At 64.9% G+C, this 26,618-nt stretch carries 24 protein-coding genes; 13 read left to right on the forward strand and 11 right to left on the reverse strand.

Going from position 1 to position 26,618, the window contains the following annotated elements:
- Positions 1 to 165 precede the first annotated feature (165 nt).
- The 3 genes from FNA67_RS00255 to FNA67_RS00265 are packed head-to-tail and all read left to right on the forward strand — an operon-like array spanning position 166 to position 4,017.
- Positions 166 to 1,848, forward strand: a complete 1,683-nt coding sequence (locus tag FNA67_RS00255) for a thiamine pyrophosphate-binding protein (RefSeq protein WP_147654655.1) — start codon at positions 166 to 168, stop codon at positions 1,846 to 1,848.
- 12 nt (positions 1,849 to 1,860) lie between these two features.
- Positions 1,861 to 2,826, forward strand: coding sequence for a PDR/VanB family oxidoreductase (locus tag FNA67_RS00260; RefSeq protein WP_147654656.1), 966 nt, complete (start codon positions 1,861 to 1,863; stop codon positions 2,824 to 2,826).
- A gap of 12 nt (positions 2,827 to 2,838) precedes the next feature.
- Positions 2,839 to 4,017: an aromatic ring-hydroxylating dioxygenase subunit alpha gene (locus tag FNA67_RS00265; protein WP_147654657.1), complete on the forward strand. Its 1,179-nt coding sequence runs from the start codon at positions 2,839 to 2,841 to the stop codon at positions 4,015 to 4,017.
- Positions 4,018 to 4,066: 49 nt separating this feature from the next.
- On the opposite strand, the gene FNA67_RS00270 is transcribed toward FNA67_RS00265, so the two are convergent.
- Positions 4,067 to 4,831, reverse strand: a complete 765-nt coding sequence (locus FNA67_RS00270) for an IclR family transcriptional regulator (RefSeq protein WP_170267153.1) — start codon at positions 4,829 to 4,831, stop codon at positions 4,067 to 4,069.
- Between the two features lie 378 nt (positions 4,832 to 5,209).
- Between FNA67_RS00270 and FNA67_RS00275 the strand changes: the two genes are divergently transcribed.
- Positions 5,210 to 6,403 (forward strand): TCR/Tet family MFS transporter, encoded by a 1,194-nt coding sequence (locus FNA67_RS00275; protein ID WP_147654659.1) that lies wholly within the window; start codon positions 5,210 to 5,212, stop codon positions 6,401 to 6,403.
- 15 nt (positions 6,404 to 6,418) lie between these two features.
- Here FNA67_RS00275 and FNA67_RS00280 read toward each other — a convergent pair whose 3' ends face one another.
- From FNA67_RS00280 to FNA67_RS00290, 3 genes are read right to left on the reverse strand one after another with little or no spacing between them, the layout of a single operon-like run.
- Positions 6,419 to 6,949, reverse strand: coding sequence for a DapH/DapD/GlmU-related protein (locus FNA67_RS00280; protein ID WP_147654660.1), 531 nt, complete (start codon positions 6,947 to 6,949; stop codon positions 6,419 to 6,421).
- A gap of 51 nt (positions 6,950 to 7,000) precedes the next feature.
- Positions 7,001 to 8,200: a LysR family transcriptional regulator gene (locus tag FNA67_RS00285; RefSeq protein WP_147654661.1), complete on the reverse strand. Its 1,200-nt coding sequence runs from the start codon at positions 8,198 to 8,200 to the stop codon at positions 7,001 to 7,003.
- The gene (locus FNA67_RS00290; protein WP_170267154.1) at positions 8,197 to 9,072 is read right to left on the reverse strand and encodes an NAD(P)-dependent oxidoreductase; all 876 of its coding nucleotides are present in this window, start codon (positions 9,070 to 9,072) and stop codon (positions 8,197 to 8,199) included. Before FNA67_RS00290 ends, FNA67_RS00285 begins: the two co-directional genes overlap by 4 nt.
- A 283-nt stretch (positions 9,073 to 9,355) precedes the next feature.
- Here FNA67_RS00290 and FNA67_RS00295 point away from each other — a divergent pair, with 283 nt between their 5' ends.
- The 7 genes from FNA67_RS00295 to FNA67_RS00325 all read left to right on the forward strand — a co-directional run bounded on the left by FNA67_RS00295 (position 9,356) and on the right by FNA67_RS00325 (position 15,727).
- Complete coding sequence (locus FNA67_RS00295) at positions 9,356 to 10,342, forward strand: TRAP transporter substrate-binding protein (protein WP_147654663.1); 987 nt, start codon at positions 9,356 to 9,358, stop codon at positions 10,340 to 10,342.
- 1 nt (position 10,343) lies between these two features.
- Positions 10,344 to 10,859 (forward strand): TRAP transporter small permease, encoded by a 516-nt coding sequence (locus FNA67_RS00300; protein WP_147654664.1) that lies wholly within the window; start codon positions 10,344 to 10,346, stop codon positions 10,857 to 10,859.
- Positions 10,856 to 12,160, forward strand: coding sequence for a TRAP transporter large permease (locus tag FNA67_RS00305; RefSeq protein WP_147654665.1), 1,305 nt, complete (start codon positions 10,856 to 10,858; stop codon positions 12,158 to 12,160). Before FNA67_RS00300 ends, FNA67_RS00305 begins: the two co-directional genes overlap by 4 nt.
- A gap of 146 nt (positions 12,161 to 12,306) precedes the next feature.
- Positions 12,307 to 13,041, forward strand: a complete 735-nt coding sequence (locus FNA67_RS00310) for a PIG-L deacetylase family protein (protein ID WP_147654666.1) — start codon at positions 12,307 to 12,309, stop codon at positions 13,039 to 13,041.
- Positions 13,041 to 14,000, forward strand: coding sequence for a VOC family protein (locus FNA67_RS00315; RefSeq protein ID WP_147654667.1), 960 nt, complete (start codon positions 13,041 to 13,043; stop codon positions 13,998 to 14,000). Before FNA67_RS00310 ends, FNA67_RS00315 begins: the two co-directional genes overlap by 1 nt.
- 4 nt (positions 14,001 to 14,004) lie before the next feature.
- The gene (locus tag FNA67_RS00320) at positions 14,005 to 14,679 is read left to right on the forward strand and encodes a 4-carboxy-4-hydroxy-2-oxoadipate aldolase/oxaloacetate decarboxylase (RefSeq protein ID WP_147654668.1); all 675 of its coding nucleotides are present in this window, start codon (positions 14,005 to 14,007) and stop codon (positions 14,677 to 14,679) included.
- Positions 14,672 to 15,727, forward strand: a complete 1,056-nt coding sequence (locus FNA67_RS00325; RefSeq protein WP_147654669.1) for a 4-oxalomesaconate tautomerase — start codon at positions 14,672 to 14,674, stop codon at positions 15,725 to 15,727. Before FNA67_RS00320 ends, FNA67_RS00325 begins: the two co-directional genes overlap by 8 nt.
- A 10-nt stretch (positions 15,728 to 15,737) precedes the next feature.
- Here the strand turns inward: FNA67_RS00325 and FNA67_RS00330 are convergent, their stop codons facing one another.
- Together FNA67_RS00330 and FNA67_RS00335 are read right to left on the reverse strand one after the other, a co-directional pair.
- The gene (locus tag FNA67_RS00330) at positions 15,738 to 16,556 is read right to left on the reverse strand and encodes a class I SAM-dependent methyltransferase (RefSeq protein WP_147654670.1); all 819 of its coding nucleotides are present in this window, start codon (positions 16,554 to 16,556) and stop codon (positions 15,738 to 15,740) included.
- A gap of 124 nt (positions 16,557 to 16,680) precedes the next feature.
- Positions 16,681 to 17,178: a GFA family protein gene (locus FNA67_RS00335; RefSeq protein ID WP_147654671.1), complete on the reverse strand. Its 498-nt coding sequence runs from the start codon at positions 17,176 to 17,178 to the stop codon at positions 16,681 to 16,683.
- Between the two features lie 322 nt (positions 17,179 to 17,500).
- Between FNA67_RS00335 and FNA67_RS00340 the strand changes: the two genes are divergently transcribed.
- Complete coding sequence (locus FNA67_RS00340; protein ID WP_147654672.1) at positions 17,501 to 18,856, forward strand: UDP-glucose dehydrogenase family protein; 1,356 nt, start codon at positions 17,501 to 17,503, stop codon at positions 18,854 to 18,856.
- A 26-nt stretch (positions 18,857 to 18,882) separates the two neighbouring features.
- Here FNA67_RS00340 and wecB read toward each other — a convergent pair whose 3' ends face one another.
- Genes wecB through FNA67_RS00355 form a run of 3 tightly spaced genes read right to left on the reverse strand, consistent with a single transcriptional unit; the run spans position 18,883 to position 22,320 of the window.
- Positions 18,883 to 20,004 (reverse strand): non-hydrolyzing UDP-N-acetylglucosamine 2-epimerase, encoded by a 1,122-nt coding sequence (gene wecB, locus FNA67_RS00345; RefSeq protein WP_147654673.1) that lies wholly within the window; start codon positions 20,002 to 20,004, stop codon positions 18,883 to 18,885.
- A 7-nt stretch (positions 20,005 to 20,011) separates the two neighbouring features.
- Positions 20,012 to 21,289: a Vi polysaccharide biosynthesis UDP-N-acetylglucosamine C-6 dehydrogenase TviB gene (tviB, locus tag FNA67_RS00350; protein WP_147654674.1), complete on the reverse strand. Its 1,278-nt coding sequence runs from the start codon at positions 21,287 to 21,289 to the stop codon at positions 20,012 to 20,014.
- Positions 21,290 to 21,309: 20 nt separating this feature from the next.
- Positions 21,310 to 22,320 carry an NAD-dependent epimerase gene (locus tag FNA67_RS00355; RefSeq protein WP_147654675.1) on the reverse strand — a complete coding sequence of 337 codons (1,011 nt, stop codon included), beginning with the start codon at positions 22,318 to 22,320 and terminating at the stop codon, positions 21,310 to 21,312.
- Between the two features lie 207 nt (positions 22,321 to 22,527).
- Here FNA67_RS00355 and FNA67_RS00360 point away from each other — a divergent pair, with 207 nt between their 5' ends.
- Positions 22,528 to 23,646, forward strand: a complete 1,119-nt coding sequence (locus FNA67_RS00360; RefSeq protein ID WP_049707202.1) for a glycosyltransferase family 4 protein — start codon at positions 22,528 to 22,530, stop codon at positions 23,644 to 23,646.
- Between the two features lie 18 nt (positions 23,647 to 23,664).
- On the opposite strand, the gene asnB is transcribed toward FNA67_RS00360, so the two are convergent.
- Complete coding sequence (asnB, locus tag FNA67_RS00365) at positions 23,665 to 25,614, reverse strand: asparagine synthase (glutamine-hydrolyzing) (RefSeq protein ID WP_049707203.1); 1,950 nt, start codon at positions 25,612 to 25,614, stop codon at positions 23,665 to 23,667.
- A gap of 6 nt (positions 25,615 to 25,620) precedes the next feature.
- Positions 25,621 to 26,475, reverse strand: coding sequence for a hypothetical protein (locus tag FNA67_RS00370; protein ID WP_049707204.1), 855 nt, complete (start codon positions 26,473 to 26,475; stop codon positions 25,621 to 25,623).
- Positions 26,476 to 26,618 lie beyond the last annotated feature (143 nt).

Here is a 26,618-nt window from a genome sequence, read left to right on the forward strand (position 1 = left end):
GTCAACGCTTACCCGATTGACGGGCGAGATTGTGTAACGCATTATGAGACGAAATTGCATTTCTTGATCCCGGTTCGCAGGGGAGGGGTGCCGCCGCGGGACGCATGAAGATCCCGGTGGTTCCTTGGGTTTTGCGGCCGGCAACTAAATCGGAGCAGAACCATCGTGAGCGCGAACTACCAGCCAGTCGAACGGACCGGAGGCCAGGCGCTGGTCGCCCAGCTGATCGAGGAGGGCGTCACCGACATCTTCGGCATTCCCGGCATTCAGCTCGATTGGGCCGTGGACGCCATCCGCGAGAACGCCGACAGGATCACCTATGTGATGCCGCGCCACGAACAGGCCACCTCCTACATGGCCGACGGCTATGCCCGCACCACCGGACGCGAGGGCGTGTGCATGATCGTGCCTGGCCCGGGCATGCTCAACGCGCTTTCCGGGCTCGCCACCGCCTATGCCTGCAGCTCGCGCGTGCTCTATATCTGCGGCCAGATTCCGTCCGGGCTCATCGGGCAGAACCATGGCATGCTCCATGAAATTCCCGACCAGAGCGGCATTCTCAAGTCGCTGACCAAGTGGCATGGCATTGCCCGCCGGCCCGAGGATATTCCCGCCCTCGTCCATCAGGCGTTCGTCGAACTGCGCTCGGGCCATCCGCGCCCGGTGGCGCTCGAGCTGCCCCCGGACGTGCTCCAGGCCAAGGGCGTCAGCGCCGTCCTGCCGCGCGCCCAGCCCGATCCCCTGGTCCCGCCCGCCGCCGCCATTGCCGAAGCCGCCGCGATCCTTGCCGCTGCCCGGTTCCCGGTGATCCAGGTCGGGGGTGGCGCTGCCGCCGCCGATGCCGGCGAGGCCGTCCGCGCCCTGGCCGAATGCCTCCAGGCCCCCGTCGTCATGACCGATGGCGCCCGCGGCCTGCTCGATGACGATCATCCGCTGGCCCTGACCTCGCTGGGCGGCCGCGCCGTCTTCCCGCATGCCGACGTCGTCATCGCCTTCGGTACGCGCTTCATCGACGGCATGGCCAAGCCCACCCATGCCGACCCGGCAACGCGCTACATCTACGTCAACGTCGATGTCGGCGCCGCCGGCGCGCCGCGCGTGCCCGGCTGCTTCGTCGAGGGCGATGCCGCCGCAGCTGCCGCGGCGCTGCTTGCCGCGCTGCCGGCCGGCGAGCGCCCCTCGGCCGCCGCGACGGTCGCCAAGGTCAAGGCCTGGAGCGCGTCCCAGACCGACGCCATCCAGCCCCAGACCGACTACGTCCGCGCCATCCGCGCCTCCATGGCCGATGACGACATTCTGGTGAGCGAACTCACCCAGGTCGGCTACTTCTCCAACATCGCCTTCCCGGTCCACGCGACGCGCTCGTTCGTTACGCCCGGCTACCAGGGCACGCTCGGCTATGGCTTCAACACCGCGCTCGGCGCCGCTCACGGCAACCCGGGCCGTCGCGTCGTCTCGCTCAATGGCGACGGCGGCTTCGGCTGGGGCATGCAGGAACTAGCGACCCTGGCGCGCGACGGCTACGACCTTTCGGTCGTCGTCTTCGTGGATGGCCATTACGGCAATGTCCGCCGCATCCAGCAGCGCGCCTTCGGCAACACCTTTGCGGTGAACCTGGCCAATCCCGATTTCGCTCAGCTCGCCGGCGCCTTCGGCCTGCCCTTCGAGGGCGTCGATTCTCCGGCCGGCCTCGGTGCCGCCCTCGAGCGCGCCCGTGACCGCAAGGGCCCGGCCCTCATCGCCGTATCGGTGAGCGAGATGCCCAGTCCCTGGGCCTTGATCCACCCCTTCGTGCCCTCGCCCGTCGCGCCCCCACCCAATCCCCTGGGCGAACCGGCCAAGGCCTGAGGCCGCTTGAGAATGGATCAGGACCGGCCGGTGCAGACCGAAGCGACCATCGAGGTGATGGTGTGGCGCATCTCCTACGAGACGCCATCGGTCCTTTCCTTCGACCTGCGCGCGCTCGACGGGAGCCCCTTGCCCCCGTTCGAGCCCGGCGCCCATATCGACCTGCACCTGCCCGATGGGCTGGTGCGCCAGTATTCCCTGATCGGCCCGACCGATGCCGGCGGCTACCGCATCGCGGTCGCCCTCGACCGCGCCACCCGTGGCGGCTCGCGCTGGCTCCATGCCGGCGCCCGTCCCGGTGCGCGCCTGAGGATATCGCCCCCGCGCACCACGTTCGGCCTCGTCGAGGATAACCGCCCGGCCATCCTCATCGCCGGGGGCATCGGCATCACGCCGCTCCTCGCCATGGCGCGTCGCCTCGCCGAGCGGGGCGCCGAGTGGCGCCTGCACTATGCCGTGCGCTCGCGTGCCGAATGCGCGCTGATCGAGGACCTCTCCGCCCTTGGCGGCGATCTGCGCCTGCATGTCGATGACGAGAGCGAGGGCCTGCTCGATATCGCCGCGATCGCGGCCGGGGCCCCGCCAGAGGCGCACCTTTATTGCTGCGGCCCCGCGCCCATGCTCGCCGCCTTCGCCGAAGCCACCGCCGCGCGCGATCCGGCCGGCGTTCATTCGGAATCATTTGCCCCTGCCGTCCCGGCGGCCGACGACGGCGGCCTCACGGTCGTCCTCGAGCGCTCGGGCACGACCCTGCGCGTTGAGCCCGACCAGACCATTCTCGAGGCCATGGAGGCGGCCGGCCTGCGCCCGCCCCATTCATGCCGGAACGGGGTGTGCGGAACCTGCGAAACCCGCGTGCTGGAGGGCACGCCCGATCACCGCGACAAGGTGCTCAGCGATGAAGAGCGAGCCGCGGGAAACACGATGATGATCTGCTGCTCACGCGCCAGCACGGCGCTGCTGCGGCTCGATCGCTAAGGGAGGAAGACCATGACCAACAACGGATCGGCCTATTACCGGCCCGAGCCGACCTATTTCGCCGAGCTGACGCAAGTCGGGCGCGGTACGCCCATGGGCGAGTTGCTGCGCCGCTACTGGCACCCGATCGGGCTGGCCGCGGACGCGACCGCCACGCCCCGGACCGTGCGCGTCCTGAACGAGGACCTTATCCTCTTCCGCGACGGCAAGGGCCGTCCGGGCCTCGTCCATCCGCGCTGCGCCCATCGAGGGGCCTCGCTCTATTACGGGCGCGTCGAAGAGGCAGGCATCCGCTGCTGCTACCATGGCTGGCTTTTCGACACCGAGGGCAATTGCCTCGAGCAGCCGTGCGAGCCCGACATGGGTGCCCAGACGCGCGGCCATGTGCGCCAGCCCCACTATCCGCTCGAGGAGCGTTACGGGCTGATCTTCGCCTATATGGGGCCCCCCGAGCGCAAGCCGGTGCTGCCGCGCTATGAGGTGCTCGAGAACCTGGCCGAGGGCGAATTCCTCGAGACCGATGATTCCAGCATCGGCAGCGGCGGACCGGTGATCGTGGATTGCAACTGGCTCCAGCACTACGAAAACGTGCTCGACCCCTTCCATGTCCCGATCCTTCATGGCTCGTTCAGCGGCGACCAGTTCAACGCCAAGATGAGCCTGATGCCGCGCGTGACGTTCCACTACACCCCGCGCGGCGTCTCGAGCCTGCAACTGCGCGACCTCGAGGCCGGCGAGCACCAGCGCATTACCGAGGCCGTGGTGCCCACGATCCGTGCCGTCGCCAGCCCCGTCGCCACTGTCGACGGCCCCTGCAGCCTTCTCGGCTGGGTGCTGCCGATCGACGACACCTCGTTCCGCATCTATTCGGTCGGTCGGGTGAGCGAAGCGGGGACGCTGGCCAAGATCCGCTCCAAATACGCCGGCAAGTACTGGCACGAACTGACCGAGGCCGAGCACCAGAAGCTCCCCGGCGACTACGAGGCGCAGGTGGGGCAGGGCGCCATCACCTATCATAGCGAGGAGAACCTGACCTCGACCGACCAGGGCATCGGCATGCTGCGCCGCATCCTGCGCCGCCAGGTCGACGCGGTCGCGTCCGGCAATGATCCGATGGGCGTGGCCTTCGACGCCGAAGCCGCCCTCGTGCGGTTGGACGCCGGCTCGCGCGTCGTTCCCAAAGAGGCCTGATCGCCGTTTCCGGCCCGCCCCGAACGGGTGGGCCGGTTGCTTCTCGCCCTCAGCCCGCCTGTGGCGGCATCAGGGGCGGCACCACCCCGTCGGCATAGCGCTTCTGGATCTCGCGGGTCACCGATTTGACCGTGGCCAAGAGCTGCATGTCGGGCTCGGGAATGAGCAGCGAGGACGAGAGGATCACGCCCACCGAGGCGCAGATCTGTCCATCGGGCTCGAAGATCGGCGCGGCGATGCCGCCTAACCCGTTGCCGCGCGTATCGGTCTCGAAATCCACCCCGTACTTGGAAAGGTTCTCGAACACCCGCGGCGGGATCGGCTTGCGATTCTCGAAATAGTAGAAGAGCCGCGCCGCCGGCGAGCCGGGCAGGCTCAGCACCATGCCCGGTTGCACCATAATGCCCGGTTCGAAGGGGTTCGGCACGGCATGGACAACCATCGCCCCGCCCTTGGTCGGCGTGGTCAGCAGCGCCGTGTGACCGGTCTGCGCGCACAGTTCGCTCAGGTATGGCCGGGCGATCTCGGCGACATTGCTGCGATAGACCGCCGCCCGCCCGAACTTGAAGAGCTTGCGCCCGAAGACATAGCCTTCCCCGTCGCGCGCATGGTCGACCAGGCCCAGGCTCATCAGGGTCTGCAAATGCCGCGAGACGCGGGCTTTCGTCATATCGAGGGAACGCGCCAGCTCGGTGACCCGCACCGGTCCGGGAGCATCCGCAAGCGCATCGAGAATCTGCACCGCCACCTCGACACTCTTAACAGTAGCAGCCGATTTCAGGTCGTCGTCTCCGTCTGGAATGGATTGTTTCATAACCGATTTTTCCACTGGCCCGACATCTAGCATATGTCTCGCCAACCAAGAAGCATTTCCACCACGCGAGACGGACCCCGAGCGCGCCGCCCGCCTCCCGCAAGAGCCTCTCGGGGCAGGGGGCTTGCGCCGATCGCGCCGGAGGCGTAAACGGCCGCTATCGCGAGAAGCGACCGCCCGCCCCGATTTGGCCTTTTGGCAGGTGGGCAAAGGGACAAGCCCAACTGTCCCCGTGCGGTCGAATACACGCCACCCATGCCGTTCTCCGTGCATGGCTGGCCAGCGGTTCCATGACAACCCCGGCCCGATTTCGGGCCCCATGCGCGACGCCGGCGAGGCGCCTTCGGGCCGCTCGGCGCGCGCCGATCGGAACTTGCTATGAACAAGCCCCTTATCGTCATCTTTTCCGCCATTGGTCTCGACGCGGTCGGGATCGGCCTCATCTTTCCCATTCTCCCCCGCCTCCTCGAGGAGGTGACCCGGTCCGCGGACATTGCTCCACTGATCGGCATCATGACGGCGCTCTACGCCATCATGCAGTTCATTTTCGCGCCCGTCCTCGGCGCCCTGAGCGACCGCCTCGGTCGCCGGCCGGTTCTGCTGATCTCGCTGGCCGGCGCCACCATCAATTACGTGGTCATGGCCTTCGCGCCCCAGTTCTGGATGCTCCTGCTCGGCCGGGCCATAGCCGGGCTCACCAGCGCCAATATCTCGGTGGCCACCGCCTACCTCACCGACATCACGCCCCAGGAGCAGCGGGCGCGGCGCTTCGGTCTCTTCAACGCCATGTTCGGCGCCGGCTTCATCATCGGCCCGGTTCTGGGCGGTGTGCTCGGCGACCACTGGCTGCGCCTGCCCTTCCTCGCCGCCGCCATCCTCAACGCCATCAACCTGCTGCTTGCCTGCTTCGTTCTGCCCGAATCCCATCCGCCTACCCCGGGGCGCATCAACCTGCGCGAGCTCAACCCCCTGCGCCCGCTGCGCTGGCTGTTTTCGCTGCGGCCCCTGCTGCCGGTCGTGCTGGTCTTCTTCGTGCTCAGCGCCACCGGGGAGGCATATGGCACCTGCTGGGCGCTCTGGGGTCAGGATGCCTTCCAGTGGAACGGCCTCTGGATCGGTCTCTCGCTGGGTGCCTTCGGCATCAGCCAGACCCTCGCCCAGGCCTTCCTGCCCGGTCCCGCCGTCAGGCTCATGGGCGAGCGCGCCACCGTCCTCACCGGCATGGCGGGCGCGGGCCTCGCCCTCCTCGCCATGGCCTTCACCAGCCAGGGTTGGGTGGTCTTTGCGGTCATGCCCATATTCGCCCTGGGCGGCATCGGGGTCCCGGCGCTCCAGGCCCTCGCGACCCGCATGGTCGAGGAAAGCCGGCAGGGCCAGCTCCAGGGCGTCATCGCCTCGACGGTCAGCCTTGCGTCCATCGCCGGCCCGCTGGTCTTCTCCACGCTCTATATGGCCGTGCGCCAGAGCTGGCCGGGCGCCATCTGGCTTTCGGTCGTCGCCGTCTACGCGCTCGCCGCCATCATGGTTGCCGCCCTGCGCTTCGCTCCCGCGGCGGCCCCGCTCGAAGCCTGATTACCGGCGCCGGCGCTAGAGGTGCTTGAGCACTCGCGCCGGCACCCCCGCCACCAGCGTGCCGGCGGGAACGTCCCGGCTGACCACCGCGCCGGCCGCGACCACCGCATCGTCCGCGATGGTGACGCCCGGCAGGATGGTCGCGGCCGCTCCGATCCAGACATTGTTCCCGATGGAAATGGGCCTGGCCACGATGCCATTGCGCCGCTCGGCAGGAGACAGCGGGTGCCCGGCCGACACCAGGTTGACCTTGGGGCCGATCATCACGTCGTTCCCGATGCTGATGCCGCCCATATCCATGAAATGGCATCCCTGGTTGATGAAGACATTGTCCCCGATCGTGATGTTGAGCCCGCAATCGGTCGAAAACGGCGGAATGACCATGAAGCGCTGCCCGACGGGCTTGCCGATGAGCTCGCTGAACGCGGCATTGAGGCCCTCCAGGTCATCGAACCCGATCTCGCTCAGCCGCGCCGAAAGCCGCACGGCACGCTGGACGTTCTCGAAGCGGGCGCGACCTTCGGCGGAGCGGGCGGGATTGGTCATGATGGCGGGTTCCCCGGGGCGAATCGGCCGCGATCGTACCACCCTTCGCTCCTAGCCGGCCCGCCGTTCCTCCCCCGTACGGGCCGCCTCGACCACCGCCTCGAGTTCGTCGAGAAACTCCTGCTGCGCCCGGGTGGGCGACCAGCCGTCACGCAGCGTCAGCCCGATGGGCCGGAAGGTATCCGGCAGCGGCACGGCGAGCTCATGGACCGCGCCCAGGTCGAGATCGGGCTCGATCTGCAGGCGCGAGATGAACCCCAGATGGTCCGAGACCTGCAGCAGTTCGCGCATCAGCACCATCGAGCCGGTTTCGATCAGGCTTCGCGGCGCGAGTCCCTGCGTCTCGACCAGCCGCGTGAAGACCTGTCGGGTCGGCGTGCCCTCGGCGGCCACCACCCAGGGAAAGCCGGCGATATCGGCAACGCTCGCCGGAGGGGTGCCCCGGCGCAGCGGATGATCCTTGCCGCACACGATGATGAGTTCATCCTCGAACAGCGGGCGCTGCACCACGTCCCCGATCGGGGCGGGGTTGCGCAGCGCCCCGACCAGGAAGTCGATCTCGCCCCGGCGCAGGCTCGTGAGCATGTCCTCATAGGGCCCGTCGAGAACCTTGATCGGCAGTTTCGGCCGGCGAACGCGGAAGCGGGCGATGGCGCGCGGCAGAATATAGGAGCGCGATAGCGGCATGCCGCCGATGACGAGCCGCCCGACTTCCCGGCCCAGCAACTCGCCCAGCTCCGCCTCGCCCTGGTCCAGCTCCACGAAGGCCACCTGCGTGGCCCGCGTCAGCATTTCGGCGGCGCGCGTGGCGATCATGCCATGCGGGGTGCGCTCGAAAAGCGCGCGCCCGATTTCCCGCTCGAGCCCGGTAATGGCCCGATGCACCGTTGGCTGCGCCAGCCCAAGGCGCCGCGCCGCCAGCGTGAAGTTTTCCGCCTCCGTCACCGCCACCAGCGCGACCAGCTGCGCGGTGGTCGCGGTGATGCGCAGGCGTGGCGCCAGCTCGCTCAATGTCGGATCGAGAAGCCCGAAGGCGCGTCGCACGCGCCGGGCCAGCACGGTTCCGGGCTCGGTGACGAAAAGGCCCTGTGCGCGGCGCTGGAAGAGTTCGGTCTCCGGCTCCCGTTCGAGCTTGCGGATCGCCTGCGTCACGGCCGGCTGGGATACGTGGCAGATTTCGGCCGTGCGCGTGATCGAGCCGTGGTCGACTACCGCCAGGAACGCCCGCAAATGCCTCAGGTTCGCTCTCATCGTCGTGCCGCCAGCACCGCGTCGAGTAGCCCGGGCAGGGGCCCTGGCCCGACCTCGAGGTCCAGCGCGCCCATCTCGTCCTGCCAGAGGGCGGTGGCGGCCGAAAGCCGGGATGGCAGCCGGAGCTCGGTCAGCGTCGCCACCACCTCGCGCATCTCGGCCGCCCGCCGGGTGCCGTGCTCGAGCATGCGCCCCAGGTTATAGGCCGTGCGCGCGGCCCAATCGATCTCCGGATCGGACTGCGCGAACGAGGCCAGAACCGCCTCTTCCACCCCGGCGCGGCGCGCCGCCAGCAGGCACTCCGCGGTCAGCGCCTCGAGGCCCTTCACCAGCACCGAGCGGATCATCTTGACTGCCGAAGCGTCGCCCACCGCGGGCCCCGCAACCTGCCCGTCCATGCCGAGTGCCGTGATCGCTGCCAGCGCTTGCGTCGCCTCGGGCCCTGCCAGCAACACGGGCGTCCGGTGCCGGCGCGGATGGACCGGCGCCATGATGGCCATGTCGACATAGTGCCCCCCGGCCGCCTCGATGGACGCGGCTGCGGCGCGTTTGGTGCCCGGCGCGCTCGAAGAGCCATCGAGCCAGAACGTCCCAGTCCGCAGGTGTGGCGCCGCCGCGCGGGCCACCGCGACCGCCTGGTCGGTCGGCACCAGCGAGAACACCGTCGTCGCCCTTTCGAGGAGTGCCGCGGGCGTGGTGACGGGCACGACGCCCAGCTCGGCGCAGGCCGAGATCATCTGCGCCCGTTCCGGTCCCTCGACGAGCTTGAGATCATAGGCCGCCATCTCGCCTGCGGGCAGCGCCCAGCCGCGCGCAAAGGCCTGTCCCGCCTCGCCGAATCCCACCAGCCCCAGTTCGCTTTCTAAAGCCATTTGCGCCTCCCCGAGGCACCTTGCGCCCGCCTTGGTCCCAGGCAATTCCATTTCCCGGCGGGGTCATAAGTTTGCGCTATAGCAGACATCGCTCGCACCGCGAAATCGCCTGTGGGGTCTGGCCGCGCTCCTTGCTGGAGGGGAGAGGTGGCGTCGAGGCTATAGCAATTACTTATGGACCGGTGGTCGTTTTGAAATGGCTTCAGGTTCTGGTTTCTCCCAACAGTCTGCGGCATGCGCGGGAGGCTACGCACGCTGCCGCGACCAAATGGGAGGATCGACGATGATCGCAAAACGACTTCTGGCCGCCGCTGCCCTGGCGGCATTCTCGCTGAGCCCGGCCCTGGCCGACGAGCTCTCCTTCGCCAACTACATGGCCCCGACCAATCCGTACGAGGCGGGCGCCTTCATCCCGTTCACCGAGATGGTCAGGGACATGACCAACGGCCAGGTGACGGTAAAACTCTATTCGGGTGGCGAACTGGGTGCCGGCCCGGTCGAGCAGTACAACCGCGCCGTCGATGGCGTGGCCGACCTCGCCATCGGCCTGCCGGGCTATACCGCCTCCAATTTCCCGCTCACGCTCCTCTCCGAGCTTCCGGGGGTGCTGACCGAGGCCGGCGGCACCCAGACCCTCTGGGACCATATCGACCTGCTCAAGGACGAATATAGCCGCGTCCAGCTCATCAGCCTGTGGAGCAATGCCCGGAACGTGCTCTACATGCGCGACACGCCCGTCCGCACCCCGGCCGATATCGCCGGCAAGAAGATCCGCGTGCCTTCGCGCAATGCGGGCCTCATCGTTGAGAGCTGGGGTGGCTCGCCCGTCTCCATGCCGGTTTCCGACATCTACAACGCCCTCCAGACCGGCGTCATCGACGGCGCCATGATCGATGGCACCGCCACCGGCGCCTTCAAGCTGGGCGAAGTGGCCAAATACGTCACCACCGGCATGAACACCACCATCTCCCCCTTCTTCATCGTCATGAACAAGGACCGGTTCGATGCCCTTTCTGCGGACCAGCAGCAGGCGGTCAAGGAAGCGGGCATGAAGGCGTCCCTGCTCGCCAACCAGACGCAGCTCGAAGCGGCGCGCGCCGGCATCGAGGCCTTCAACGCCATGGACGGCAAGGAAGCGATCGCGCTTAGCGCCGATCAGGCCAGGGCGTTCGACGATCTTTCCGCCCCCATCCGCGATACAGTCGTCAACGAAGCCGAGGCCAGCGGCCTGCCCGCCAAGGCCTATGTCGCCGCGCTGATGGGCAAGTGAGTTGAGCACGCCGCAATCTGGGGGCGCCCGATGGCTGGCGGTGGCCGACAAGGCCACCCTTGCCCTCGCCACGCTGGCGGGGATCGGCTTGCTGATCCTCGTCGGGCTGGTGGCGGTGGGCGTGGTGCTGCGCTACGTCTTCGCCCGGCCCATCGTGGGCATCAACGAGATCGTGCAGATGGTCTCGGTCGCCGTGGTGATGCTGGCCTTGCCCTGGTCCACCTCCCAGGGAGTTCATGTGCGCGCCGATGTGCTCGATGAAGCCATCGGCCCCTATGGGCGCCTCCTCGGCGACATCCTTTCGCGCGCGCTCTCGATCGCCGTCCTCGCCATCCTCACCCAGCGCGCCTGGGTCAAGATGCTCGATACCCTCGCCTATGGCGATGCCAGCAACATGCTGGGCCTGCCCATCTGGCCGCTCCATGCGCTTCTGGCCCTGGGCGTGGCGGTGACCATCCCGATCCTGGCGCTGCAGATCCTTTCCGCCCTGGCGGACCATTTCAAGGTGCTCAAGTGAGCGGCACGTTTCTGGGCGTCATCGCCATTGCCGGGCTCTTCGCCCTTCTCATCCTGCGCACGCCCGTGGCTTTCGCCATGCTGATCGTCGGCTTCTTCGGCACCTGGATGCTGCGCGGCCTCAACTCGGCCGGTGCCGTGCTGATCACGGAGACCTATTCGACTGTCTCCAACGATTCCCTCATCGTCGTGCCCATGTTCATCCTGCTCGGCAAGGTCGCCTCGCGGGCCGGCTTCAGCCGGGGGCTTTACGACGCCGCCTATGCCTGGGTCGGCCGTTTCCGGGGTGGGCTGGCCTCGGCCTCCGTGCTCGGCTGCGCTGCCTTCTCGGCGGTCAGCGGCTCCTCGGTCGCCACCGCCATCACCATCGGCAAGGTGGCCCTGCCCGAGATGAAGCGGCTCGGCTATTCGTCAGGCCTGGCGACGGGAGCGGTTGCCGCCGGGGGCACGCTGGGCTTCCTCATTCCGCCCTCCACCGGCTTCGTGCTCTACGCCATCCTCACCGAGGAATCGATCGGGCGGCTCTTCATGGCCGGCATCCTGCCGGGCCTTTTGCTCACCGTCCTCTTCATGGTCACCATCTGGATCATCGCCGTGCGCGATCCCCGGGCCGGCCCGCGCGGCGAGGACATGAGCTGGCGGGCGCGCCTGAAGGCCTCCAGTTCCTCCGCGCCGCTCCTGGCCGTGATCGTGCTCTCGATCGGCGGCATCTATGCGGGCGTCTTCACGCCCGTCGAAGCCTCCGCCGTCGGGGCGGCGCTGGTCATCCTCATCGCCTTCGGCATGCGGGCCATCGGTCCGCGCGGACTCTGGGATGCGGTGCTCGAAACCGTCAAGACCTCGGCCATGCTCTACATGATCATGGTGGGCGCCAACGTCCTCAATCCGTTCCTGGCCATGACCGACCTGCCGCGGGCCCTGGGCTCGACCCTTACCGGGTTCGGGCTGGGATCCTATGGCACGCTGGTGCTGATCCTGCTGACCTATGTGGTGCTGGGCATGTTCCTGGATGGGCTGGCCATGCTGGTGCTCACCGTTCCGATGTTCTTCCCCGTGGTGACGGGGCTGGGCTTTGATCCCATCTGGTTCGGCGTCGTGGTGGTGGTCGTCATCGAGATGGGCATGATCACCCCGCCGGTCGGGCTCAATGTCTTCGTCGTCAAGACCGCGGCCCAGGACGTGCCCATGGCCACCATCTTCCGGGGCGTCACCCCGTTCCTGCTGGCCATGCTCGTCGGGCTCGCCCTCATCATCCTCGTGCCGCAGATCGCCCTGCTCCTGCCCAACTCGATGTTCGGCTGAGCCAGGCAAACCGCGGGGATCGGGCGGTTCCCGCGGCGTTTTCCGTCAACGCCATAGCGTCCGCTTATGGGCGGGCCCGCCTTTCGATTTGGCTAGTCCGCCCGGCCTTTGCCAAATGGGCGCAAATGGAATTCAGGAGGGGATAATTGACCCAATCCAAGACTGCTCTCGTCATCAGCGCCCATGCGGCCGACTTCGTCTGGCGCTGCGGGGGCGCCATCGCCCTCCATGCCGCCATGGGCTACGAGGTGACCGTGGTCTGCCTCTCGTTCGGGGAGCGCGGGGAGTCGGCCAAGCTCTGGAAGCAGCCCGGCATGACGCTCGATCGCGTCAAGGCGGCGCGGCGCGACGAGGCCGAGCGGGCTGCCGAAAAGCTGGGCGTGCATGACCTCGTCAGCTTCGATCTGGGCGACTACCCCCTGCGCCTCGACGACGAGGACAAGTTCCGCCTGGTCGACGTGATCCGCCGGGTGCAGCCGGCCTTCATGCTCAGCCACTCCCAGTACGATCCCTACAATACCGACCACATGTATGCCACCCAGGTGGCCCTCGAGACCCGCATGATCGCCCAGGCCTGGGGCCACAATCCCGGCCAGAAGGTGCTCGGCGCCTCCCAGCTCTATCTCTTCGAGCCGCACCAGACCGAGCAGATGGGCTGGAAGCCCGATGTGTTCCTCGACATCACCGAGGTCTGGGACAGGAAGCGCGCCGCCATCGAATGCATGGAGGGCCAGGAGCACCTGTGGGATTTCTACACCCGCGTCGCCCAGAACCGGGCCAACCACTTCCAGCGCAATTCCGGCGGCCAGTCGAGTGGACGCGCCGCCAAATACGCGGAAGGCTTCCAGTCCGTCTTCCCCCGCACCGTGGATGAGCTCTGATGGAACCCTGCTTCGACATCGCGCACCTGGCGCATGTAGAGGTCTATACCGACAGGTTCGAGGAAAGCCTCGACTTCTTCACCCGCGTCTATGGCCTTTCCGTCTCCGGGCGCGATGAGACCTCCGCCTACCTGCGGGCCTGGGATGACTACGAGTTCCACACCCTCAAGCTCACCCGCCACCACACCACCGGCATGGGGCACGTGGCCTATCGCGCCGCGAGCGAGGCGGCGCTGATGCGCCGCGTCGCCGCCATCGAGGCGAGCGGGTTCAAGACCATCGGCTGGGTCGATGGCGATCCTGGCCACGGGCGCGCCTTCCGCTTCGAGGATCCGTTCGGGCACGTCTTCGAGATCTATTGGCAGACCCGCCGCTTCGAGCCGCAGAGCGCGGGCGAACGCCCCGCCCTCAAGAATACCGCCTCGGCCTTCACCGGCGCCGCGCCGCGTCGGCTCGACCACCTCAACCTCCTCGCCGAGGACGTCAGCGAGTTCCGCCGCTTCATGCAGACCTGCCTGGGCACGCGCGTCACCGAGATGATCCAGCTCGACAATGGCCGCATCGGCGGCTGCTGGTTCACGGTCAACAACAAGTCCTACGATCTGGCCTGCACCGAGGAGCATGGCGGCGGGCAGGGCCGGTTCCACCACGTGACCTATGCCACCGATCAGCGCGAGGACATCCTGCGCGCCGCCGACCTCTTCCTCCAGAACGGCGTCCACATCGAGACCGGCCCCCACAAGCACGCCATCCAGGGCACCTTCTTTCTCTATGTCTGGGAGCCCGCGGGCAACCGGGTCGAGCTGGCCAATTCCGGTGCGCGCCTGGTGCTGGCCCCCGATTGGGAGCCGGTCGTCTGGACCGAGGCCGAGCGCCGCAGGGGCCAGGCCTGGGGCCTCAAGACCATCGAGACGTTCCACACGCACGGCACTCCGCCGGTGCCGAAAAAGGGAGGATGAGCCATTGTCCGGTATCGTCGTTCAGACCATCGCACGCGCCAGCGCGGCCACCATCGAGGGCCTTGCCGCTGCCGGTGTCGCCACCGTCCATGAGGCCCAGGGCCGCAGGGGCATGCTCGCCAGCCATATGCGTCCCATCTATGCGGGCGCCCAGGTCGCCGGCTCGGCCGTGACCATTTCCGTCCCTCCGGGCGATAACTGGATGGTCCATGTCGCCATCGAGCAGCTGCAGCCCGGCGATATCCTGGTCCTGGCCCCGACCTCCCCTTGCGACAACGGCTATTTCGGCGACCTGCTGGCGACCTCCGCCATGGCTCGCGGCTGCCGGGGCCTTATCATCGATGCCGGGGTGCGCGATATCCGCGAGCTCACCCGCATGCAGTTCCCCGTCTGGTCAAAGGCCGTCTCGGCCCAGGGCACCGTCAAGGAAACCGTTGGCTCGGTCAACGTTCCGCTGGTCTGCGCCGGCGCGCTGGTCGAGCCGGGCGACGTCATCGTGGCCGATGACGACGGCGTGGTGGTGGTGCGGCGCGCCGAAGCCGACGCCGTCCTCGAGGCCGCCAACAGGCGCCTCGCCAGCGAGGAGGCCAAGCGCCAACGGCTCGCCGCAGGCGAACTCGGCCTCGATATCTACGCCATGCGCGAGAGCCTGGCGGCCAAGGGGCTCAGATATGTCTGAGGGTATCCCCTGCCTCATGATGCGCGGCGGCACCTCCAAGGGCGCCTATTTCCTCGCCCGCGACCTGCCCGCCGACGAAGCCGCGCGAGACCGCTTGCTGCTGGCCGTCATGGGCAGCCCCGATCCGCGCCAGATCGATGGCATCGGCGGGGCCGATCCGCTGACCTCCAAGGTCGCGGTGCTTTCCCCGTCCAGCCGCGACGATGCGGATGTGGATTACCTCTTCCTCCAGGTGTTCGTTGACCAGCCCATCGTCTCGAGCGCGCAGGGGTGCGGCAATATCCTGGCCGGCGTCGGCCCGGCCGCCATCGAGCGCGGTCTCGTCCCCGTCGCGGGCGAGGTCACCGCGGTGCGCATCCACATGGTCAATTCCGGCGAGGTTGCCGTGGCCCAGGTGCGCACCCCGGCCGGCCGCGTTTCCTATGACGGCGATGCCCGCATCGACGGCGTGCCCGGCACCCACGCTCCCGTGCCGCTGATGTTCCAGAACATCGCCGGCTCGATGTGCGGGGCCCTGCTGCCCACCGGCAAGGCCCGCGACACCATCGAGGGCGTCGAGGCCACCCTCATCGACAACGGCATGCCCTGCGTCATCATGCGGGCCGCCGATTTCGGCCTTTCGGGCCAGGAGACGCGCGAGGAGCTGGAAGCCGATGGCGCGCTCAAGGCGCGGCTCGAAGCCATCCGCCTCGAGGCCGGTCCGCTGATGAACCTGGGCGACGTTGCCGCCGCTTCCGTGCCCAAGATGACGCTGGTTTCGCCGGCCACGGGCGGGGGCGCCATCAGCACGCGCAGCTTCATCCCGCATCGCGTCCATGCCAGCGTCGGCGTCCTCGCCGCGGTGAGCGTCGCCACTGCCTGCCTCACGCCCGGCAGCACCGCGGCGGCCGACCTTGCCCACATTCCCGCCGATGGGAGGTTCCTCATCGAGCACCCCACCGGCGCCCTCGAAGTCTATCTGGATCTGGCTGCCGATGGCGCCATCCGCGGCGCCGGCACCATCCGCACGGCCCGCAAGCTTTTCGACGGCCTCGTCTTCCCGCGCTGAGCGCCACCGGCTATTCCGGGGCGACGGCCTCGACGATATGGGCCTGGATGGGGGCGCTGACGGCGCCCTTCCCGTGCCGGGCGGCGATGGCGGCGGCCACCCGCTCGGTCGCCGCCGCGAGCCCGTGGGCGTCCCGCGCCTCGATCTCGTTGCGCAAAAGCGTTCCCTGGCAATAGGCCATGGCCGGTATGCGCGCCGAAGCCGCGCGGCTCTCTTCGGCGCGGGTCTCGATCGTGACCGGGGCGAATCCGGCTTCGGCCAGTTCACGCGCGATCAGCGTCCTGTCATGGTAGCCATGCGGCGTACGCGCCATGAAGAGCGGCGGATCGTCCGGAAAGATCTCGCCCAGCGTCCGCGTCGCCTCCTCGGCAAAGGCGTTCGCCTCGATGCGGTCCCAGACGCTGAACACGAACCGCCCGCCCGGCCGCAGCACCCGTCGCGCTTCGCGATATCCGGTGACCCGGTCGGGAAAGAACATGGCGCCGAACTGGCAGCACACCACGTCGAACGCGCCATCCTCGAACGGCAGCGCCAGGGCATCGGCCCGCTGCCAGGCGATTCCCGACCCCTCGGGTTGCCGGCTGGCGGCATAGTCCAGCATCGCCTGGTTGAGATCGGTGGCCACATAGCGCGCCCCGGGCGCCAGGAGCGGCGCCAGCACGCGCGTCACCACCCCGCTTCCCGCCGCCGTTTCCAGCACCGCGCCCGGCCCAAGCGCCGCCACGCGCCGCGCCATGTCCTGCGCATAGGGCTCGAAGATCAGCGGCACCATCCACCGGTCGTAGTTTTGCGGAATCGAGCCTGAAAAGGCCTTGTCGGCTTCGAGCATGACCTGCCTCCCGGGGCGATCGCACCGGGCAACAAATCTATCACCAAACCGGCGCGGCCGGGTAAGCCCGATTTTGTTACGCCGCGCAGGCCGGGTCGCGTGGAGGCCGGGTCGGCGCTAAAGACTACCGGTCGGCCGGCCGCGGCACCCAGTGCTCGGTGTCGTGGTCGGGGTGCTGGCGGTTTGAGGCCGTTATCCGCGGCAGAAAGCCCATCGGATCTTCCGAGTAGGTCGGCTTGTCCCCGGGCAGGTCGGGCAGGTACCCATACCAGGGCACCCGGCTTTCGATGCCGTATTGCACCACGGGCGGCACGCACCCGGGCTGGTCGAGCGCGCCCACCAGGACCCCGATATCGGGAAAATCCGGATAGTCGAAGATCATCGGCGTGCCGCAATTGCTGCAGAAGCCGCGCCGCGCCAGGTCCGAGCTGCGGAACCAGGAAAACGCCCCGCGCGTCACCCGAAACGAACTCTTGAGCACCGGGCAGATCACCGCGAACGGCCCTCCGACAGCCTTCTGGCACATCCGGCAATGGCAGACATGGACGTTCTCGGGCGGCGCATCAAAGGCAAAGCGCACCGCCCCGCACTGACACCCCCCACTCATGCTATATGGCTCCATGCCCCCCTCCAATCCGTGGGTGCCATTGTGCCCGGCGCGGGCGGCCGGTCAAGCCGACGGTGGAGCCAGGTCGACGAGAGCGACAGAGACCGCAATGGAGCCTGCCGTCCGACCCACGCCATCCGCTGTGGTTGGCGCCTTACTGCCCTACGTCCGGTCGCTTCCAGATCGAGGTCGGCATGGCACGCCGGCTCGAAGAAATCCATGTGATGCGCTGCGGCAAGAGCAACTGTGACACCCTGCGGCGGGCGGAAGGTAACAAAATGGGTGAATCCTTGAGGAGAAGGACCTATGAAGCACCGGAGTCAGAGGGCTATCACCAATGAAGCTTACGATTTTCGGGGCTGGCTACGTAGGCCTTGTCACCGGCGCATGTCTTGCAGATGTCGGCCATCAGGTGCTCTGCGTCGATGTGGATGCAAAAAAGGTTGCCCGGCTCAACGCTGGCGAAATTCCGATCCACGAACCAGGTCTTGATGCGATCGTCGCCCGAAACAGAAGCTTCGGAACGCTCGAGTTTACGATCGATGTCGCAAAGGCCGTCGACCACGCGGACGTGCTGTTCATCGCCGTGGGTACGCCGCCCGACGAAAGTGGGGCAGCGGACCTGAAATATGTGCTCGCCGTGGCCGAATCCGTCGGCAAGCTGATGGCCGAGCCCAAGGTGGTGGTGATCAAGTCCACGGTGCCGGTTGGAACCAGCGATAAGGTCCGATCCAAGCTTTCCCAGGTGCTGGCGTCCCGCAATGTCACACTGAACTTCGATGTCGTCTCCAACCCGGAATTTCTTAAAGAGGGTGCGGCGGTCGATGACTTCTTGAAGCCGGACCGCATCATAGTCGGCACCGAAACGAACTACGCGCGTGAGGTGATGAAGGAGCTCTACAAGCCCTTCAACCGCAACCATGACAGGGTTCTGTACATGGACTCTCGCTCTGCGGAGCTGACCAAGTATGCCGCCAATGCCCTGCTGGCAACAAAGATCAGCTTCATCAATGAGATCGCCAATCTCGCTGAGAGGCTAGGCGCGGATATCGAAGAGGTGAGAAGAGGTATCGGTGCCGACCCGCGCATCGGCTATCACTTCATCTATCCTGGCCTGGGATATGGGGGCTCGTGCTTTCCCAAGGACGTTCAGGCGTTGGGGCGCACGGCCACTGAGCTTGGGTACGACGCCCCGCTGATCGCAGCAGTCGAAACCGTCAACAACCGCCAGAAGACCACCATGTTCGGCAAGATCGCTGCACACTTTGGTGGTGCAGACAGGCTTGGCGGCAAGCGTATTGCCGTATGGGGTCTGGCTTTCAAACCCAACACCGACGATATGCGCGAAGCCCCATCGCGGACCTTGGTTGAAGCACTTTGGCGCAGCGGCGCCACCGTTACCGCCTACGATCCGGTCGCTATGCCCGAAACCAGGCGCATCTACGGCGATCGTCCGGACCTTGTTTTCGCACCCGACAAGTATACCGCGCTCGATGGCGCTGACGCGGTGGTGGTCTGCACCGAATGGCAGCAGTTCCGTGCGCCCGACTTCGACGAAATGGACAGGCGCCTCGCATCAAAAGTGATTTTCGATGGCCGAAATATCTACTCCCCGGAACATCTGAGGCGAGATGGCTGGACGTATATCAGCATCGGTCGCCCGCCAGTGACCGGTGGCACTTCCTCCCAGTGAAGTAGCCGACAATCGATGCACCCGGATCAGGGTGCCCTTCTCGCTGCCTTTTGCAGGCTTAACGCCACGCGTTCCGCTGTCTTCCCGTCCCACAACGGTATGGTGGCCGGCCTTCGGTGATGGAGCAGGGCCTGTGCCACGGCACCCTCTATGTCATCGACCCCAATAAGCCTGTTGGTGCCCAGCGACAGGGTGATTGGACGTTCCGTTGAATTACGCAGCGTAAGGCACGGAATGCCCAGATAACTTGCTTCTTCCTGGATACCGCCGGAATCGGTGAGCAGAAATGCCGCCTTCTTTATGAGAGCCATGAATGGCAGGTAACTGCAGGGCGGAATCATCCGCACGCCGGCGTCGGCCAATAGGGCATCCAACCCTTCGCGTTCCAGTGCCCTGGCGGTACGGGGGTGCACGGGAAACACCAGGAACGCCTGTCGGGCCGCAACGCAGAGGCGGTCGACGATCTCCTTGAGGATTTTAGGGACGTCCACGTTAGATGGCCTGTGGAGGGTCACCACGCCGTAGACCTCCGGTAGCGCAAATCCAAGGTCCGGGGTCAGGTCGTAGGCGTCGACGGCAGCCTCGAGGTTCACCAACGCGTCAATCATGATGTTGCCGACACGCTCGATCCGCTCGGCCCCGATGCCTTCGCGGGCGAGGTTCTCGTCTGCATCCGCAGAAGGCGTCCACAAGAGATCGGCAATCGAGTCTGTGAGGACGCGGTTGATCTCTTCAGGCATTGAGCGGTCAAAACTGCGAAGCCCTGCCTCGAGATGCGCTACTGGCAGTCCCAGCTTTTTCGCCGTCAGTGCGCAGGCGATCGTGGAGTCCACGTCTCCCACCACCACCACCCAGTCGGGCCTGTCCTGCTCAAGGCACAACGCTTCATAGGCCACCATGACCGATCCGGTTACGCGAGCGTGCGACCCTGTCTGTGCATTTAGGTGATGATGGGGAGCAGGAAGCCCGAGATCGCGAAACATCCAGTCGGACATGTTGAGATCATAGTGCTGGCCGGTGTGGACGATCACCGGTTCGCACCAGGAACTGTTCGACAGCACGCGCCAGAGTGGCGCGATCTTAACAAAGTTTGGCCGCGCACCCACAATCAGATGAACGCGAACGCGGCTTTGGCCCTTCTCCGTCATGGCGATCCTAGAGGCGAATATCGGTATCCCCGGCAGGGAAGAGATACTTGAGGTCGTAGACGATATGTGCGGACTTGCCAAAGCGGCGAATGGCCTGGCTCCCCATATCCCGGAACTGATCGTGGGCGACCGCCAGGACTATCGCGTCATACACCCCCTCGGCAGGCGTCTCGGTCAGGGTGACCCCGTATTCATGTGTGGCCTCCTGCGCGTTCACCCAAGGATCGTGGATGTCGACGGCGACGTTGTATTCGCCCAGCTCACGGACGATATCGATCACGCGAGTGTTGCGCAGATCGGGACAGTTCTCCTTGAACGCCAGTCCCATGATCAAGACGCGTGAGCCGTTCACGTGGATTCTCTTACGCGTCATGGCCTTGACGAGTTGGGAGACCACATAAGACCCCATCCCATCGTTGAGACGGCGGCCGGCAAGTATTATCTCGGGATGATAGCCGATGCTCTGAGCCTTGTGGGTCAAGTAGTATGGATCCACGCCGATGCAGTGCCCACCGACCAGCCCCGGCCGGAACGGAAGGAAGTTCCACTTCGTCCCCGCAGCCTGCAGCACCGCCTCGGTATCGATCCCCATCTTGTTGAAGATGACCGCCAGCTCATTGATCAGGGCGATGTTGAGGTCGCGTTGGGTATTTTCGATTACCTTGGCTGCCTCGGCGACGCGAATGCTGTCGACCTTGTGGGTCCCTGCCTGGATGATCTGCTTGTAAAGAGCATCGACCAGATCGGTGACCTCCGGCGTCGATCCCGACGTCACCTTCTTGATCGTCGCGACGCGATGCGTCTTGTCGCCGGGATTGATGCGTTCGGGGCTGTAGCCGGCGAAGAAATCGACGTTGAACTTGAGCCCCGACGTCCTTTCGAGAACGGGCACGCAGTCTTCTTCCGTAGCCCCAGGGTAAACCGTCGATTCATAAATGACGATATCGCCCTTCTTGAGAACCTTGCCGATAGTCTCGCTTGCACGCAGCAATGGGGTCAGGTCAGGGCGCTTGTGCTCGTCGATCGGCGTCGGCACGGTCACGATGAAGGTATTGCAGGCTTTGAGATCGTCGACGGCAGACGTATAGCGCAGGCTTTTCGATGCCAGAGCGAGGTCGGACTGGTCCACCTCCAGCGTGTTATCGAAGCCAGACGCAAGATCTTCGATCCGGCGCTGGTTGATGTCGAAGCCGACCACCGACCGCACCTTGCTGAACTCTATCGCCAGCGGCAGGCCCACATAGCCGAGGCCGATTACGGCCAGCCGAACGTCTTCAAGTTCCATATTTGCTATCCGTTCCGGCGTCAGACACTGAAGTAGTCGCGATACCAGGCGACGAAATTAGGCACGCCGGTCTCGATTGAGGTTGATGGGGCGTAGCCGGTGTCGCGTTGGAGCGCACTGATTTCGGCGCGAGTGCTGGCGACATCGCCGGGTTGCATATCCATCATGTTGAGGCTGGCTGTCTTACCCAGCGTCTTCTCGAGCACTTTGACGAAATCGAGGAGGAGAACCGGCTGACCGCGGCCGATATTATAAAGACGATAGGGTGCAATGCCGCTGCTGCCCGGCGACGGATTGGCCGAATCCCAGTTGGCGTCGATTGTCGGGACGACCTCCAGGACCCGCAGAATGCCCTCGACGATATCGTCGACATAGGTGAAGTCCCGCGCCATCTCGCCGTGATTGTAGATATCGATGGGCTTGCCAGCCAATATTCCCTTGGTGAACTTGAACAGGGCCATATCCGGCCGTCCCCAGGGACCATAGACCGTAAAGAACCTTAGGCCGGTGCACGGCAGGCCAAAAAGGTGGGCATAGGAATGCGCCATGACCTCGTTCGCCTTCTTCGTGGCGGCATAGAGGCTCATGGGGTGGGCTGTCCCGTGAGTTTCTGAAAACGGTTGGGTGCTGTTGGCGCCGTAAACGGAACTGGTCGACGCGTAGACCAAATGTTCGACCTGATTGTCTCGACAACATTCGAGGATGTTGGCGAAGCCTACCAGATTGCTGTTGATATAGGCCGACGGGTTCTCAACCGAATACCGAACACCAGCTTGAGCCGCGAGATTGATCACCTTCCGCGGCTTATGCTCTGCAAATACCTTGTCCAGAGCATCTTTGTCCGCGAGATCGGCGCGCACCTCCACGAAATTTGGCGACTGCCTCAAAATCGCGAGTCGGGCCTCCTTGATAGCCGGATCGTAGTACGCATTGACCACGTCATAGCCAACGACTTGTCTGCCTGCTGCCAGCAGGCGCCGGGCGGTGTGAAAGCCGATAAAGCCTGCGGTACCGGTGACCAGCACGGTCATAAGCAATCTCTTTGGGGATGGTAGAACTCCGCCGTTTAGTGCCCGATGGGCGTATCAAATGCAACTCCATTAGCTTCCAGCCGGTCGTCCCGTCCAAAGTTGCTCGAGGTGCCGCGTGGCAAAGCCGTTGCCCGGTACGGCGATGGCCCCTAAATAGCTCCACGGTCGCAGGTCACCTGGAAAGCGACCAAATACTGGCGGGAAGAAATGGCCGGGCAGCGTGTTATCATTTTTGGAAATCAGGCGTTCTCTCTCGTCAATTTTCGCGGTGCCCTCATGGAGGACCTGCGCCGACGCGGCCACGAAGTCCTGGCTTTGGCGCCGGACTTCGATGACAGCCTGCGCGAGCGCCTTGCCGCTTCCGGCATCGAGGCAGTCTCCCTGTCGTTGTCGAGAACAAGCGTCAACCCGCTCAAGGACCTGCGCGACCTCGCTCAACTTTGGCGCATAATGCGCGATCTCAAACCAGACGTCGTCCTGGCCTTCACCATCAAGCCGGTGGTCTACGGCACACTCGCCGCAACTCTTGCAGGAGTTACGCGTCGACACGTTCTGATCACCGGCCTGGGCTATGCCTTTTCCGCGAGCAGCAGCCTCCGCGACCGCTTCGTCCAGGGTCTTGCTCGCACGCTCTATCGAGTCTCCCTGCTCGCCGCCCACGTGGTCTTCATGCAGAATCGGGATGATGTGAACGAATTTGTCGCTCGCAGAATCGTAGCACGAGACAAGATCACTCTCGTCAATGGCACCGGGGTCGATCTCAAGGAATGGCCGGTCGTGGCCCTCCCCGATACACCGGTCGTGTTCGCCCTGGCAGCCCGGCTGCTGGGAGAGAAAGGCATACGTGAGTACGTCGCGGCGGCCCGGCGGGTAAAGGCCATCCACCCTGAAACGCGGTTCCTTCTCCTGGGAGGGCTGGATACCAATCCCGCCGCAATCTCCCTCGAGGAGGTGAAGGGCTGGGTCGAGGACGGGATAGTCGAATGGCCTGGACATGTCGAAATGCGCGAATGGCTGGAGCGCACGAGTGTCTATGTCCTGCCCTCCTACCGGGAGGGTGTGCCGCGCAGCTCCCAGGAGGCGATGGCGTCAGGACGTCCCATAATCACGACAGATGTTCCCGGCTGCCGTGAAACCGTTATTGACGGCGAGAATGGCTTCCTCGTGCCACCTCGCGACGTCGATGCGCTCGTCAGGGCGATGGTGCACTTTCTCGAAAACCCTCAGGACATCGCAGTCAAAGGACACCGCAGCCGTCAAATCGCCGAGGAACGGTTCGACGTTCACCAGATAAATGCGCGCATGTTCTCGGCGATGGGGCTTTGAACAGCCAGCCCTGCTTGACTATTGGCCCATGCATTGCCTGTCGAGCCAGTCCTGCAGCATCAACACTGTCCAGAGCGGATACTGCAGGTTTGCCTGACCGGAGAGGTGGGTAGTCCATGCGGAAGTGACCTGCTCGGGATCCAGCAACCCATGCCGGGCTATCGCCTGGGGCGACAGCAGATCCCCCGCCCATTCGGACAGTTCATTGCGCAGCCAGTGGTCGATCGGCACACCGAATCCCATTTTCGGTCGATTGGTGATTTCCTCGGGAACGTACCGCTTCAACACTTGCTGGAGCAGCCATTTGCCCTGGCCATTGCGATACTTCATGCGCATCGGCAGCCGCAGCGCGAATTCGATGACCCTGTGGTCCAGCAGCGGAACCCGCGATTCGAGGCTAACCGCCATGCTCGCCCTATCCACTTTCGTCAGGATGTCGTCCGGGAGATAGGTCAGCGTATCGAAATACTGCATGCGGTTGAAAAAGTCAGGAATACGTTCCGCTACGGTCTCATCCCACAGCATGCCCTTGTGCTCCCGTGCCCCCGGTACGAGGTTGTCGGGCTCATGCCACTGGCTGATCAGGCCACGATAGAGTGCATCTTGACCGTTTCCGTCATCGGAGAGAAATGTGCCTGCAAGCTTGTGCATCTTGTGGCCGAAGCGAGACGGACGACGCGATGGCGGAATGAGATGGCCCATCACGTCCCAAGCCTTGGCCGGCACCGTTTGAATGGCATTCCCCGCCAGAGCCATCGCCCACGACGGCACGCGATGTGTCTGCTGCCAGATTTTGGTGGCGTAGAAATAGCGGTTATAGCCGCCAAAGCTCTCGTCTCCGCCATCGCCTGACAGGCTGACGGTCACGTGCTGACGTGCCAGCCTGGAAACGAGATAGGTCGGAATCTGCGAAGAGTCCGCAAATGGTTCATCGTACCATTCGGTCAGATGCGGAACGACGGCCTGCGCATCGGCAGACGTAACGTAGAGTTCGGTATGGTCTGTGCCCAGATGCCTGGCGACCGACTTGGCGTGCTTGGCCTCGTCATAACCATCCTCGTGGAAGCCGATCGAGAATGTGCGTACCGGCCTATCGCTTTGCGCCTGCATCAGCGCCACGACGGTCGAACTGTCTATGCCGCCCGACAAGAAGGCGCCCAGGGACACGTCCGCCACCATCTGACGCTTCACCGCATCCCGCAGTAGATCGTCCAAAGCGACTATCGCTTCGGCGTCGCTGCCGTTGAAGGGATTGCGGTTGGCCGCCTCCAGTGCGTTGTCCAGGCCCCAGTACCGTACCGTCTCGGGATCTTTGCCATTGCGCAAAACCAGCATCGTGCCGGGCAGGAGCTTGTGGGTGTCGCGCCAGATCGTGAAGGGCGCAGGCACGTAGCCGTGGCGCATGTATGCTGCGACCGAATCCCTGTCGATGGAAGGCGTCCAGCCAGGGTAGGCGCGCAACGCCTTCAACTCGGAGCCGAATAGGAACACGTCGTCGTCCTGAGCCCAATAGAGGGGCTTGATTCCCACCTGATCGCGCACAAGGGTCAAGTTGCGGTCCGCCCTGTCCCAGAGGGCGAATGCGAACATGCCGATCAGCCGCCTCGCGGTTTCGGCCAGGCCCCATTCCTCGATGGCCGCCAGCACGACTTCAGTATCGGAGTGGCCGCGAAACGTTGCCCCCTTGCGCTCCAGCTCGACGCGCATGTCCTGGAAGTTGTAGATTTCGCCGTTGTAGACGATCACGTAGCGGCCGCTTGCCGAGACCATAGGCTGGTGGCCGGCCGGCGACAGGTCGACAATGGAAAGTCGCCGATGACCGAGGGCTATGCCCGACTCTGCGTCCACCCATTGGCCCTCATCGTCGGGCCCTCTATGGACCAGCCGATCGGTCATGGCTTTCAGCGTTTGCCGCATGGAGTCCGGTGACGCGGACCGTCGATCGAAAAAACCTGCAATTCCACACATATGGTTCTACTCTTGCGCCCCGGCAGCAATATTATCATCGGACCGAGCTCGCCAGGCGCGGCTTCCATTATTCAGCAAGAAGGCAGATAGGCCGATCATGCCAAAAACAATGAAAATTGCGGCGACATAAGGTGCCAGCGAAAACAATATTTCACGATTAACCTGAATTCCGTCCAGATATTCGGGGCTATAGTAGAGCTCGTTGTCTTCGCGACTAGCGACCATCTCGAAGATGTTGTCCATGTCGTCGAAGCCGACATTGGCGTAACTTGCGTCAAATCCCGCTCGCAGGCTCCGATCGTCAACGTCGTAGCGATAGGGCAATGCGCCGAAATCCGGGTCAACCAGGTATTCGCCGCCCTCAAGCTGTACAAGGGTAACCACATGCCCATTCAGGCCGAAAGCCGCCGCAGGTATCCCATTACTTTCAAGCACTCGAGCCAGGATTATCGCGCGCTGGTGGCAGAAACCGCAGAGCATCCGCTCCCCAAATAGCCCCTGACGCCAGTCGAATCGAAAGCCCAGGACCTTCATCAGTCTGGACGTTGCAAACTCTACCGCCGACAGGCTGTAGTCGGTCGGATTGCAGTGATAGGTGGACTGGTGGACCATCTCGTTTATGCGCGTGACATAACCGAGTTCGCCTTCGTTGACCCTGCGCGTCATTTCGGCAGCTTCGATATCTGCGAAACGACGTTCCGCGATGTAGTGGAAACCGGCAAAGCTCCCCTTCGGATCCCCAGGCGGCTGGTATGCGTGAAAGAAGTGCGCCGAACCCGATATTATTAGGAAGACACAGATCGTGACACCGAGGATCGATGCGAGGTGGGGCTGCCGCAAGGCGAAGAATTTCTCAACCAAGGCTGGCCTCTTTCCGACACGTATAGACTATGGTGACCCTTAGAACGCTCAAAGGGGAAGCGTCTTCGTCGTACAGCCGTTCAACCACCAAAACCGATGAGTTCATCAGCCCGTTTGTCTCAGATCTATATTTCATCCATCGC

It is taken from the genome of Youhaiella tibetensis (genome assembly GCF_008000755.1).
GTDB lineage: Bacteria > Pseudomonadota > Alphaproteobacteria > Rhizobiales > Devosiaceae > Paradevosia > Paradevosia tibetensis.

What these genes read in the sequence shown, in the direction of transcription:
- FNA67_RS00295 (WP_147654663.1), top strand. Translation starts at nt 9,356, where the DNA reads ATGATCGCAAAACGACTTCTGGCCGCCGCTGCCCTGGCGGCATTCTCG.
- wecB (WP_147654673.1), bottom strand. Translation starts at nt 20,004, where the DNA reads ATGACGGAGAAGGGCCAAAGCCGCGTTCGCGTTCATCTGATTGTGGGT.
- FNA67_RS00335 (WP_147654671.1), bottom strand. Translation starts at nt 17,178, where the DNA reads ATGGAGCCATATAGCATGAGTGGGGGGTGTCAGTGCGGGGCGGTGCGC.
- FNA67_RS00355 (WP_147654675.1), bottom strand. Translation starts at nt 22,320, where the DNA reads ATGACCGTGCTGGTCACCGGTACCGCAGGCTTTATCGGCTTTCACACC.
- FNA67_RS00315 (WP_147654667.1), top strand. Translation starts at nt 13,041, where the DNA reads ATGGAACCCTGCTTCGACATCGCGCACCTGGCGCATGTAGAGGTCTAT.
- FNA67_RS00325 (WP_147654669.1), top strand. Translation starts at nt 14,672, where the DNA reads ATGTCTGAGGGTATCCCCTGCCTCATGATGCGCGGCGGCACCTCCAAG.
- FNA67_RS00330 (WP_147654670.1), bottom strand. Translation starts at nt 16,556, where the DNA reads ATGCTCGAAGCCGACAAGGCCTTTTCAGGCTCGATTCCGCAAAACTAC.
- FNA67_RS00265 (WP_147654657.1), top strand. Translation starts at nt 2,839, where the DNA reads ATGACCAACAACGGATCGGCCTATTACCGGCCCGAGCCGACCTATTTC.
- FNA67_RS00260 (WP_147654656.1), top strand. Translation starts at nt 1,861, where the DNA reads ATGGATCAGGACCGGCCGGTGCAGACCGAAGCGACCATCGAGGTGATG.
- asnB (WP_049707203.1), bottom strand. Translation starts at nt 25,614, where the DNA reads ATGTGTGGAATTGCAGGTTTTTTCGATCGACGGTCCGCGTCACCGGAC.
- FNA67_RS00340 (WP_147654672.1), top strand. Translation starts at nt 17,501, where the DNA reads ATGAAGCTTACGATTTTCGGGGCTGGCTACGTAGGCCTTGTCACCGGC.
- tviB (WP_147654674.1), bottom strand. Translation starts at nt 21,289, where the DNA reads ATGGAACTTGAAGACGTTCGGCTGGCCGTAATCGGCCTCGGCTATGTG.
- FNA67_RS00360 (WP_049707202.1), top strand. Translation starts at nt 22,528, where the DNA reads ATGGCCGGGCAGCGTGTTATCATTTTTGGAAATCAGGCGTTCTCTCTC.
- FNA67_RS00290 (WP_170267154.1), bottom strand. Translation starts at nt 9,072, where the DNA reads ATGGCTTTAGAAAGCGAACTGGGGCTGGTGGGATTCGGCGAGGCGGGA.
- FNA67_RS00280 (WP_147654660.1), bottom strand. Translation starts at nt 6,949, where the DNA reads ATGACCAATCCCGCCCGCTCCGCCGAAGGTCGCGCCCGCTTCGAGAAC.
- FNA67_RS00285 (WP_147654661.1), bottom strand. Translation starts at nt 8,200, where the DNA reads ATGAGAGCGAACCTGAGGCATTTGCGGGCGTTCCTGGCGGTAGTCGAC.
- FNA67_RS00270 (WP_170267153.1), bottom strand. Translation starts at nt 4,831, where the DNA reads ATGAAACAATCCATTCCAGACGGAGACGACGACCTGAAATCGGCTGCT.
- FNA67_RS00275 (WP_147654659.1), top strand. Translation starts at nt 5,210, where the DNA reads ATGAACAAGCCCCTTATCGTCATCTTTTCCGCCATTGGTCTCGACGCG.